The following is an 11,181-nucleotide window of genomic DNA, read 5'->3' on the forward strand; positions in this document are numbered from 1 at the left end:
TTGAAAGCCAAACTGGGCATGTCCCCCATTGCGTGGTGGAACGATGATCTTGCCGAACTCAGCGACGACGTCTCGCTGGAAGAGTGCCTGCGCCAGTCGCGCTCTGCCGGCTTCACCGGCATGGAAATGGGCCGGCGTTTCCCAAACGACCCCGAAATCATGCTGCCGATCCTGAAAAAGGCCGACGTGACGCTGTGCGGCGGCTGGTTCTCCGGCACGCTGGTCGATGAGGATATGGGCAAGAACAGGGATCGCATCCAGCCGATGATCGACCTGTTCAAGGCGGTGAATGCGCCTTGCATCGTCTATGGCGAGGTCGGCCGCTCGATCCAGGGTGATCGCTCCAAGCCTCTCGCCACCAAGCCGAAATTGTCGAACGACGAAATGAAGGCCTATGCCAGGCGCCTCACCGAGTTCGGCGAATGGTGCGCAGAGCAAGGCATGCCGCTGTCCTATCACCATCACATGGCGGCGGTGGTCGAGACCGAGCCGGAGCTCGATGCCTTCATGCGCCATTCCGGCGAAGGCATTCCGTTGCTGCTCGATGCAGGGCATCTCGCCTTTGCCGGTGGCGATGTGCTGCGCGCCATCGACAACCACCACAAGCGCATCAGCCATGTCCATGTGAAGGATGTGCGCATGGGCGTGATCGACGGGCTCGACCGCACGAAGCAGTCCTTTCTCGACGCCGTGGCGCTCGGTGCCTTCACGGTGCCTGGCGACGGTTCGCTCGATTTCGGCGCCATCGTGCAGCGCTTCGCCGACCATGGCTATGAAGGCTGGTTCGTCGTCGAGGCCGAGCAGCACCCGAAGAAGAACCCGCCGCTGAAGATGGCCCAAGTGGGTTACAAGGAGCTGATGCGGGTGATGACGGCGGCCGGCTACACGGTGGAAACGCAAGGCTTTCCCAATGCCTGAGGCGATCCGATGAAGGATTACGAGCACCCGTTCTTCCGGCCGCTGTGGCGGCGCGTTGCCGTCGTCGCCGTCTGCGTGATCTGGGCCGGAATAGAATTCGCCTCCGGCACCCCATTCTGGGGCATCATTGCGCTCGGCTTTGCCGCCTACGCCGTCTGGCAGTTCTTCTATCTTTACAAGCCGGTGGAGGAGAGCAAGGCTGCGCCTGATCGACCGAAGACCGGCGAAGCGAAGGCGGACGCCGAACCGAAGGAATGAAGCGGCCGTGGCTCGGAAGGGCTTGCGGGTCGGACACTGGACACCTGGCGTATCGCCTACGTCGGTGATTGGCCGGAACGTCCCTCGCTTCGTCATCCTAGGGTCTTCGCGACGGAGCTTCGCTCCTGCTTCGCCCCAGGATGACGAAGTTGAGAGGCCGACCTCGAAGACTTGCGATAGGAGAGACAAAACATGTCGAAACTGCTCGTCAAAGCCGACAAGGGCCATGGCCGCGTCGCCCATGTCACGCCCAAAAGCGCCGGATGGACCTATGTCGGCTTCGACCTGCACCGCCTGAAGCCGGGCGAGACCGCATCCGGCAAGACGCAGGATCGCGAAGTCTGCCTGGTGTTCGTCACCGGCAAGGGCACGGCAAGGGCCGGCGGCCAGGAACTCGGCCTGCTCGGCGAGCGCATGTCGCCCTTCGAGGGCAAGCCGTGGTCGGTCTATATTCCGGAGGGTTCGGACTGGTCGGTCACCGCCGACACCGATCTCGAACTCGCGGTCTGCTCGGCGCCGGGCCTGGGCGGCGGCTTGCCCGTTCGCGTCATCGCACCCGACGACCTCGGCCAGGAGACTCGGGGCAAAGGCACCAACACGCGCTACGTCACCAACATATTGCCCGAGGGCAAGCCCGCCGACTCGCTGCTGGTGGTCGAGGTCATCACGCCCGGTGGCCACACATCGAGCTACCCGCCGCACAAGCACGATCAGGACAATCTGCCGGCCGAATCCTATCTTGAGGAAACCTATTACCACCGCCTCAACCCGCCGCAGGGCTTTGCCTTCCAGCGGGTCTACACCGACGCCGACAAGTCGGGCGCCCGCGAACTGGACGAGGCGATGGCGATCGAGGACGGCGATGTCGTGCTGGTGCCCAAGGGCTATCATCCGTGCGCGGCCTGTCACGGCTACGACCTCTATTACCTTAACGTCATGGCCGGGCCGAAGCGGACGTGGAAGTTCCACAACGCGCCCGAGCACGAATGGCTCATGAAGGCCTGATCGGCCTTCGCTTGCGCCGGAAGAAAAATCGTCGGCTAACGATCCATGGGGTCGATTTGCCTTCGAAAACTCGCATAAGCTTCGTCAATCCGTCATGGAAATCACCTATGGCAGCGGGCTGACGAGGATTTTTTTCGATGCGCTACGCCATCTATTTCACCCCGAGGCAGGACGAGCCGCTGGCGCGGCTCGCCGCCAACTGGCTGGGCCGCGACCCCTTTGGCGCCGCCACCAGGCCGGTCGAGGCGGTGGGCGAGCTGTCGGCGGCCGAAGTCGCCTTTCACACCGCATCGGCGCGGCGCTACGGTTTTCATGCGACGCTGAAAGCGCCCTTCCGGTTGGCCGCCAACGAAACCGAAAGCTCGTTGCGCGCGGCGCTGGACGCCTTTGCCGAAGCAACGCCGACGGTCACCATCCCGCGCCTGGTCGTCAGCCAGATCGATGGTTTCTTCGCTTTGCTGCCGGAAGGCCCGCTGCCGCCGCTCAACCGTTTCGCCGATGATGTCGTGCTTAGCTTCGACCGTTTTCGCGCGCCGCTCACCGAGGCCGAGATCGAGCGCCGCAGCCCGGATTCGCTGAAACCCGCCGAGTTCCGCAATCTCTGTCAGTGGGGCTACCCCTACGTGTTCGAGACCTTTCGCTTCCACATGACACTGTCCGGCCGGGCCGGGCCGCAGGAAAGCCAACGTCTGCGCGCGGCAATTGACAGCCTGTTCGGCGATGTGCTGCAGCAGCCGGTGCTGGTGGATGCGCTGACGCTGTTCGTCGAAACCGAACCGGGCGCTCCGTTCATGGTGCTTTCGCATCATGCGCTCGGCCGCCGCGCTGCCCGAAAAACCGCCTGACCGCAATTCGTCCGAGTAAGCAAGGACTGCCTGAATGACCGCCGAAACTGTTCTCCACAACGCCCGCATCGTGCTTGCCGACGAGATCGTCGAAGGGTCGCTCGTGCTGCGCGACGGTTTTATCTCCGGCGTCGACGCCGGCACCGGCCACACCGGCGGGAGCATGGGCGGCGAGGACATGGGCGGCGACTACATCATTCCCGGCCTGGTCGAGCTGCACACTGACCATCTCGAAGGCCACTATGCGCCGCGCCCGAAAGTGCGCTGGAACCCGATCGCCGCCGTCCTTGCCCATGACGCGCAGGTGGCCACCGCCGGCATCACCACCGTGCTCGACGCTTTGCGTGTCGGCATGGACGAGGACGCGGATATTACCTCCGACGACATCCGCAAGCTCGCCGGCGCGATCGAGGACAGCGTCGCGAAAGACCGGTTGCGGGCCGACCATTTCCTGCACCTGCGCTGCGAGGTCTCGGCGCCGGATTGCTTGCGGGCTTTCGCCAATTTCGATGGCGACGAGCGGGTCAAGCTGGCCTCGCTGATGGACCATGCGCCGGGACAGCGTCAGTTCGTCAATCTCGAGACCTACGCCCATTACTATCAGCGCAAGCTGAAATTGACCGACCGCGACTTCCAATTGTTCTGCGAAAAGCGGATGTCGGAATCGGCGAAGAATTCGGGACCGAACCGGGTGGCGATATCAGCCGCCTGCAACGAGCGGGGCATTGTGCTGGCGAGCCATGACGACGCCACATCAGGCCATGTCGACGAGGCGATCGAGCAGGGCGTGCGCGTCGCGGAATTCCCGACCACGCTGGAAGCCGCCAAGGCCTCGAAGGATGCCGGGCTCGGCGTACTGATGGGCGCGCCCAACGTCATGCGCGGCTCCTCGCATTCGGGCAATGTCTCGGCCCGCACGCTGGCCGGCGACGGCCTGCTCGACATATTGTCGTCCGACTACATTCCCTTCAGCCTGATCCAGTCGGCCTTCTTCCTCGGCGACGTCGTCGAGGGCATTTCCCTGCCGCAGGCGGTTGCGATGGTGTCGAAGAATCCGGCCGAGGCGATCGGCCTCAACGACCGCGGCGTCATCGAACAGGGCCGCCGCGCCGACCTCGTGCGGGTGCGCGTCGACGACCATGTGCCGGCCGTGCGCACCGTCTGGCGCCAAGGGCGGCGGGTCGCCTGATGGTCTCGGCGTCGTTCGAGCGCGAACTCAGCAGCGAGGCCTTTCCAGTCCGCAACGGCGTCTTCGTCGCCGTCGTCGGCCCGAGCGGCGCCGGCAAGGATACGGTAATCGGTTATGCCCGCACCTTGTTTGCCGACGAGACGAGGCTGGAGTTCGTCCGCCGGGTCATCACCAGGCCGAGCGATGCGGCAAGCGAGGATCACGACACGCTGGCCGACGCGGCCTTTGTCGAAGCCGAGGCCGACGGCGCCTTCGCCATTTCCTGGGAGGCGCACGGCCTGCGCTACGGCATTCCGGCCGATGTCGACTGGTCCATCGCCAACGGCTATGTCGCGGTCGCCAATGTCTCGCGCGCAGTCATCCCGGTGCTGCGGGAGCGCTATGCCAATCTGGCTGTCGTCGAGATCACCGCCTCGCCGGAAATCCTCGCCGAGCGTCTCGCCCAGCGCGGCCGCGAATCGCGCGGCGAAGTGCTGGCTCGGCTCGCCCGCAGCGCCAATGTCGCTTTGTCCGGCTCCGGCGTCACCTCGATCGACAATGGCGGCCGGCGCGAAGCCGCCGGAGAACGCTTCGCCGAGGTGCTGCGCAAGGCGATGGCCTTCTCGGATATATCCGGCGTGATGTAGCGCTACTCGGCCGCGACAGTCTTGCGGCTGGCATCGAGCATCAGCCGCCTTGCGCGGAACACGCCCCATTGCTGGTCGACCAGCACGCCGATCAGGATCACGCCGCCCATCACCGCGAAGTTGAGCGAGGACGGGATGCCGAGCAGATTGACCAGGTTCTGCAACTCCTGCAGCAGCACGGTGCCCAGGATGACGCCGACCAGCGAGCCTTCGCCGCCGCGCAGCGAGAAGCCGCCGAGAACGGCGGCGGCAATGGCGTAGAGCTCGTAGAACTGGCCGTGGCTGGCCGGCGAGATCGAGCGCGTGTACATGGCGAAATAGATCGCCGACAGCGCCGTCAGCACGCCGCAGATGACATAGGCGGCCATGACGACACGGCCGGTGCGAATTCCCGAATATTTCGCCGCCTCTTCGTTCTTGCCGATGGCATAGAGGTAGCGTCCGAACACCGAGCGGTGCAGCACCACCCACATGACGATCGAAATGACGATCAGTGCGATGAAGCTGTTGGGCACGCCATAGCTGCGGCCCGCGGTGAGGAATTCGAGCTCGGGAAAATTCTGGCCGAAGGCGAAGCCGGCGGTGCCGTCGGCGGTATAGAAACGGGCGACCCCGCGATAGATCAAAAGGCCGCACAGCGTGACCACGAAGGGCTGCAATTTCAGCCTTGTGATCAGCCAGCCATGCGCCAGTCCGATGATGCCGCCCAGCACCAGGATCAGCGGCAGCGCCAGCGGCCATGGCATGTCGCGCACGGCGATGAAATCGATGAATAGCGTGCCGAGCAGCGCCACCAGCGATCCCACCGACAATTCGATGCCGCCGGTAATGATGACGAAGGCCTGGCCGATGGCGAGGATCCCGAACAGGCCGATCAGGTTCGAGGTGTTGGCGAGGTTGATCGGCAAAAGAAAGCGCGGGTTGATGGCGGTCACCACGGCGCCGACCACCAGGATCAGGATCAGCAGGCCGAGATCTTTTTTGCTCATCGTCTTCTCCCCAATGCGCCGGACCGGCAATCGCCTGAAGCCCGCTAGTTTGCCGGCTTGCCGACCGCCAGCAACAGCACGTTTTCCTGGCTGAATTGTTCTTTGTCGAGAATGCCCGAGATCTGGCCCTCATGCATGACGGCGATGCGGTCGGACACGCCGATCACCTCTTCCATGTCGCTGGAGATCATCAGCACGGCCACGCCGGCATCGGCCAAGGCTCGCATCAGCCCGTAAATCTCGGCCTTGGCGCCGATATCGATGCCGCGCGTAGGCTCATCGAGGATCATCACCTTCGGGTTCATCGCCAGCCATTTGCCCAGCACCACCTTCTGCTGGTTGCCGCCCGACAGCGTGCCGGTTCGCGTCTGCACCGACGGCGCCTTGATGCCGAGATTGCTCTTCTGCTTCTCGGCGGTGGCGGTCTCGGCGCTTGCCGACACCAGTCGACGCTTCGCATGCGCCGGCAGGTTGGGCAGCGAGATGTTCTGCGCGATCGACAGGTCAAGCAAAATGCCGGTCAGCTTGCGGTCTTCCGGAACCAGAAAAATGCCATGCGCGACCGCATCGGCCGCCGAACCCAGCACAAGCGGCTTGCCGTCGAGTTCGAGCCCACCGCCAAGCGTGCTGTCTATGCCGAAGAACACCCGCGCCAGTTCGGTGCGGCCGGAGCCGACAAGGCCGGCGAGGCCGAGGATTTCACCGCGCCTGATGTCGAGGTCGACCGGCCGGGCAGGGTAGGCGGGGGTGCGGATGGCTTTGGCCGAGAGCGCAGTGGCGCCCGGCGCCCGAGCCGCCTCGGAGGCCTTCTCGCGCTCCTTCAGCATGCGGCCGATCATCAGCTTGACCATCTGGTCGTGGTTGATGGCGCTCTTCGGCAAGGTGCCAGCCAGCATGCCGTCGCGCAGCACCACGACGCGGTCGGCGACGCGCTCGACCTCATGCAGCCGGTGCGAAATGAAGATGACGCTGATGCCATCGGCCTTCAGCGCCTTGATGACGTCGAGCAGCTTGTCGGTTTCGGCGAGCGGCAGGCTCGACGTCGGCTCGTCGAGGATCACCAGCCGCGCCTTGATCGACAGTGCCTTGGCGATCTCGACCATCTGCTGCTGCGCCAGCGACAGCGAGGCAACCGGCGTATCGGCGGAGAAATTGGCGCCGACGCGCTTCAGCAGTGGCGCCACCATTTCGCGCAGCTTGGCGCGGTCGACCAATCTCAGCGGCCCGCCGCGCAACGGCTCGCGGCCGAAGAAGATATTGGCGGCAACATCGAGGTTTTCGAAGAGATTGAGTTCCTGGTGGACGAAGGCGATGCCCGACCCCAGGCTGCCTTCGACGGTGAGCCCGTCATGCGCAACGCCGTCGACGGTGATGGCGCCGCTGTCCGGCCTGGTGACGCCGCCGAGGATCTTCATCAAGGTCGATTTGCCGGCGCCGTTTTCGCCGACCAGGCCGATCACCTCGCCCGGCCTGACCTCCATGGAAAAGCCGTCCAGCGCCACCACGCCCGGATAGGTCTTGCGCACGTTCTCGAGGCCGAGGAACGGGGTGGTTGCGACGATAGATGGGTCGGAATAATTCATCACGCCATATTTGATCAGGCTTGCCAGCAGCCGGTGGGCTACAGACTGACGGGCCTTGGCCGACCCGTCAACACGATCGCCGGCTCAAGGCGAACCCTGAGCCGGCGCAACTGCTCGTGGTCTCAGTTTCCGGACATCGCCTTCAGATTGGCGGCATAGGTGTCGACATCGTCCTTACCGATGATCTTGGTCGGGATGATGATCAGGCCGCCTTCCGGAATGCCTGATTTGTCGCCCTTGAGATAGGCGGCCATCAGCTTCATGCCCTGATAGGCCCACTCGAAGGGCTGCTGCACGACGGTCGCCGCCACGGTGCCTTCCTTGACGCCGCCCAGCGTGATCGGATCGTCATCGAAGCCGACGACGGTGATCGAGCCGAGCTTGCCGGCGTCGCGCAGCGCTTCATAGATGCGCGGCGTGTTGTAGGAATAGAAGCCGACCATGCAGGTGATGTCGGGGCTGGCGACCAGCGCGTCCTCGACATTCTTCTTGGCGCGCGCCTGGTCGATGTCGTCGCCGCGCACGTCCACCAGTTCGATCTTGCTGCCGGCGAGGCCGTCCTTCATGCCCTGGATGCGTTCCTTGGCATTGTCGGCGCCGAGCAGGCCGACGAAGCCGAGGCACTTGCCGCCGTCCGGCATCGCCTTCTTGGCGATCTCGGCCGCCTGCTTGCCGGCGTCGACATTGGACGAGCCGATATAGGCGACGCGCTTGGTCTGCGGGGCATCGGAGTCGGTGGTGAACAGCGCCGTTTCCGACGCGATCTTGTTCAGGCCGTCGGTCGAGGTCTTGGGGTCGACGGCCGAGACCATGATGCCCTTGACGCCGGCGGTCACCAGATCGTCCATCAGCCGCTGCTGGATGGCGACCGAGGACTGCTCGGGATATTTGAGTTCGAGATTGTAGTCGGGCAATTCGGCCTGCGCCTTCTTGACGCCGGCTTCGGCGGCCTTCCAGAAATCGGAAGCGCCGTTGACGACGAAGGCAAGCGTCGGCTTGTCGTCGGCGCGCGCAATGGCTGTCGCGGTCAGGCCAAGCAGCAGGGCTGCGGTGGCCACGGATGCATGTCGTATCAAGGATTTCATGTTCAACCTCCCGTTTTGGCTCAGTCGTCGGACTGAACCGATCTTGCATTCACTGACTTGCCGCTCGCGATTTGGACGCCCTCCTCCTCAGGGGTTCCCGGCGCTGAAGAATGGCGTCGTCGGTCGCGATCACGGACTTTAGAGACTCATCCCGTGCTCGTAAATAGTCTGATTTGTCTGACATATCACATGTCCGAGACCAAGCTTGCGGAGGCAAACCCCGCTCGCCATCGGGCCATTCACGTGCACTTCTCGCCGCACGGGTCCCACCTGACCGGACACGGCGGATTGACGTTACAGCGTCGTTTTGTATTAGTAAACACTATTAGCAGAGGTCTCGCGCGGACACTCGGCGGTGGCCCTAGGTCTAGTTTGCCCGAACAGGTGCAGCACGGCTTCGCGCAAGCAGATGCCTTGCAGTCCTTGAATTTCACGCAGCCCGCAGCGGCATGGCGGGGAACTTCAAAACTGCTAATAAAGATAATCGCCTTCGACTATTTCCATTGGTCGACGGCGCGACACCATCTTGTCGGTGTGGCAGGCTTGCGACTAGACAGGCTGGGGATTGGGACGCAATGCCATGAGCGAGACGAGGGATCCGGACGACACGGCGAAGCGGCGCAAGGCGCCGGCGAGAGCTGCCAAGGGCGGCCGCGTCACCATGACCGACATTGCCAGGGCAGCCGGTTGCTCGCAGGCGACCGTCTCTTTCGTGCTCAACGATTCGCCCGGCATCCGGCTGTCGCAGCAGACGCGCGAGCGGGTGATCGACGCCGCGCGCTCGCTCGGCTACGCAGCACCCGCCTTCTCGGCGCTGCGCAAACCTGTTCCCGCCTTCGATGGACTTGACGGTGTCATCGGTTTCGCTGTCGACCAGCTGGCGACAAGCCCGGAAGCCGTTGTCGCCATCGAGGGCGCGCGCCAGGCGTCGTGGAACGCCGGCAATGTGTTGCTCGTGGCGCAGACCATGGGCGACGCCGTCATGGAGCCGCGCGCCGTTGCGGCGCTCACCAGGCGCGGCATCTCGGCGCTGATCTACATGACCATCTTCACCCGCGAGATCACGGCGCCGGACTTCCTCTACGGCCTCGACATCCCGGTCATCCTGCTCAACTGCTACACGGCCGATTATGCCTTCCCGGCCGTGGTGCCGTCCGAGATCGCCGGCGGCCAGAACTCGACCCGGCATCTGATCGGCCACGGCCACCGCCGCATCGCCACCATCACCGGCGAGCCGTGGATGCAGGCCGCGCAGGACCGGCTGAAAGGCTACCGCAGGGCGCTCGCCACCGCCGACATCCCGTTCGATCCCGAACTGGTGGTCGAGGGCGACTGGTCGGCGAGCGCCGGCTATGCCGCGACCGTGGAGCTTTTGGAGCTGAAAGAGCGCCCGACCGCCATCTTCTGCCAGAACGACCGCACGGCCATCGGCTGCTACGAAGCGCTGAAGGAGGCGGGCCTGCACATCCCGCAGGACATCTCCGTCGTCGGCTATGACGACGAGGAGATCGCCCGCCATCTGTTCCCGCCGCTGACGACATCGATCCTGCCGCACATGGCGATGGGCCAATGGGCGATCGAACAGCTCGAAGTGCCGCCTGCCGGCCGCGGCCGCTATCCCATCACCAAGCTGGAATGCCCGCTGGTGCAGCGGGAGTCGGTGGCAGCTGTGGCTGGATAAAGTTGAACCAGCCCATCCCGATGCAAATCGGGATGGGTCTGTTTGGTGTTTGCGCCTCAGGGCAGGGTCTATCCGGGAACGTGCCGCGGTTAGAACCGCAAGACGACAAAGGAGCGCCTGCGATAGCAGCGCCGGCGCAACCGGCCATGCCGCCAGAACGTGCGGCAGTGCCGTCTCCAGACATGCCGCCTGTGGTGGCGACGACGGTGCCATCGCCGATGCGATATCTGCTCGACATTGCCCGGGCCTTCGTCGTCATCAAACGAATTGGCATCCTGCTTGTCGAGTTCATCGAGAATGCCGTTGCCGACATTGGGAACCCCGGCCACGGCCTCGAGAGGCCGAACCGCGGTAGCAAGCGCCGCGGCCCCCGCAACGCCGAACAATGCTGTCAAGAATGATCGCCGATCCATCAAAACCTCCATCAGCAAGACAAGGCTAACATGACGAGCCTAACACAAAGCAGCTAGAGCGGGTGATACAAAAGGCCAGAGGCGAATCTTCGAGCCGGCCCAAACGGGTGACCGGACGGACGGCAGAGGTCAGATTAAGGCCGCAACCGGGCGGCGCGCTTCCTTCGGCTCGGCGACCAAGCCATGCGGAATGCCGCCGATGAAAGCGCACAGCCTGAGCGGTTCCGCCTTTCCGCGAAACGCTGAACCGCTCGGCAAAGCTCTCTCCCTAAGAATGCCCGCCACCTTGCGGCATTGGGGCTGGCTGAGAGACTGACGCCCCACGGCAGATGCGATGTTGCGGTACTCAGCGCCGCGCCAATATCCGGCAGAGCTCCTTCAGGTCCCGGTCGTAGGTGCCCTTGCCGCTGAGCACGCTGGCGCAGCGTTTCTTCATCTTGGCGATCTGGCCGGCCGACATGGCGCTGATGGCAACCACCGCCGGTCGCGTCGGCACCGCCGGCGTGTTGGGATCCCGAGGGCTGGTGGGCGCGGTCGGTGCGCCAATGCCGACCCCGACCCCGGCCGTCACCCCATTGCCCACCCCGAC

Annotated in this window: 11 protein-coding genes and 1 pseudogene; 8 read left to right on the forward strand and 4 right to left on the reverse strand. The window is 64.3% G+C overall.

The features are described from left to right. The 6 genes from iolE (at position 1) to phnN (ending at position 4,841) form a co-directional block, all read left to right on the forward strand. On the forward strand, positions 1-918 hold the full coding sequence (gene iolE / locus X726_RS144075) for a myo-inosose-2 dehydratase (RefSeq protein WP_023672344.1): 918 nt from the start codon (positions 1-3) through the stop codon (positions 916-918). Between the two features lie 9 nt (positions 919-927). Next, entirely contained in the window at positions 928-1,176 is a 249-nt protein-coding gene (locus tag X726_RS144070) for a hypothetical protein (protein WP_023672345.1), read from the forward strand. 192 nt (positions 1,177-1,368) lie between these two features. Then, positions 1,369-2,181: a 5-deoxy-glucuronate isomerase gene (iolB, locus tag X726_RS144065; RefSeq protein WP_023672346.1), complete on the forward strand. Its 813-nt coding sequence runs from the start codon at positions 1,369-1,371 to the stop codon at positions 2,179-2,181. A gap of 137 nt (positions 2,182-2,318) precedes the next feature. After that, on the forward strand, positions 2,319-3,026 hold the full coding sequence (locus X726_RS144060; protein ID WP_023672347.1) for a DUF1045 domain-containing protein: 708 nt from the start codon (positions 2,319-2,321) through the stop codon (positions 3,024-3,026). Positions 3,027-3,060: 34 nt separating this feature from the next. Further along, the gene (locus X726_RS144055) at positions 3,061-4,215 is read left to right on the forward strand and encodes an alpha-D-ribose 1-methylphosphonate 5-triphosphate diphosphatase (RefSeq protein WP_023672348.1); all 1,155 of its coding nucleotides are present in this window, start codon (positions 3,061-3,063) and stop codon (positions 4,213-4,215) included. Further along, positions 4,212-4,841, forward strand: coding sequence for a phosphonate metabolism protein/1,5-bisphosphokinase (PRPP-forming) PhnN (gene phnN, locus X726_RS144050; RefSeq protein ID WP_023672349.1), 630 nt, complete (start codon positions 4,212-4,214; stop codon positions 4,839-4,841). Before X726_RS144055 ends, phnN begins: the two co-directional genes overlap by 4 nt. Positions 4,842-4,843: 2 nt before the next feature. Here phnN and X726_RS144045 read toward each other — a convergent pair whose 3' ends face one another. The 3 genes from X726_RS144045 to X726_RS144035 form a co-directional block, all read right to left on the reverse strand. Continuing rightward, a complete protein-coding gene (locus X726_RS144045; protein WP_023672350.1) occupies positions 4,844-5,830 on the reverse strand; it encodes an ABC transporter permease in 987 nt (328 codons plus the stop codon). 44 nt (positions 5,831-5,874) lie between these two features. After that, positions 5,875-7,413, reverse strand: coding sequence for a sugar ABC transporter ATP-binding protein (locus X726_RS144040; protein WP_023672351.1), 1,539 nt, complete (start codon positions 7,411-7,413; stop codon positions 5,875-5,877). 122 nt (positions 7,414-7,535) lie between these two features. Then, positions 7,536-8,498 carry a sugar-binding protein gene (locus X726_RS144035; protein ID WP_023672352.1) on the reverse strand — a complete coding sequence of 321 codons (963 nt, stop codon included), beginning with the start codon at positions 8,496-8,498 and terminating at the stop codon, positions 7,536-7,538. Between the two features lie 580 nt (positions 8,499-9,078). On the opposite strand from X726_RS144035, the gene X726_RS144030 reads away from it, so the two are divergent. Then, positions 9,079-10,179 (forward strand): LacI family DNA-binding transcriptional regulator, encoded by a 1,101-nt coding sequence (locus X726_RS144030; protein WP_027049100.1) that lies wholly within the window; start codon positions 9,079-9,081, stop codon positions 10,177-10,179. Positions 10,180-10,397: 218 nt separating this feature from the next. After that, positions 10,398-10,580 (forward strand): hypothetical protein, encoded by a 183-nt coding sequence (locus X726_RS1000000171275; protein ID WP_031205052.1) that lies wholly within the window; start codon positions 10,398-10,400, stop codon positions 10,578-10,580. A 358-nt stretch (positions 10,581-10,938) separates the two neighbouring features. On the opposite strand, the pseudogene X726_RS1000000171280 reads toward X726_RS1000000171275, so the two are convergent. Then, positions 10,939-11,181, reverse strand: a pseudogene (locus X726_RS1000000171280) (hypothetical protein); the annotation flags it as partial.

It is taken from the genome of Mesorhizobium sp. LSJC285A00 (assembly GCF_000503155.1).
Taxonomy (GTDB): domain Bacteria; phylum Pseudomonadota; class Alphaproteobacteria; order Rhizobiales; family Rhizobiaceae; genus Mesorhizobium.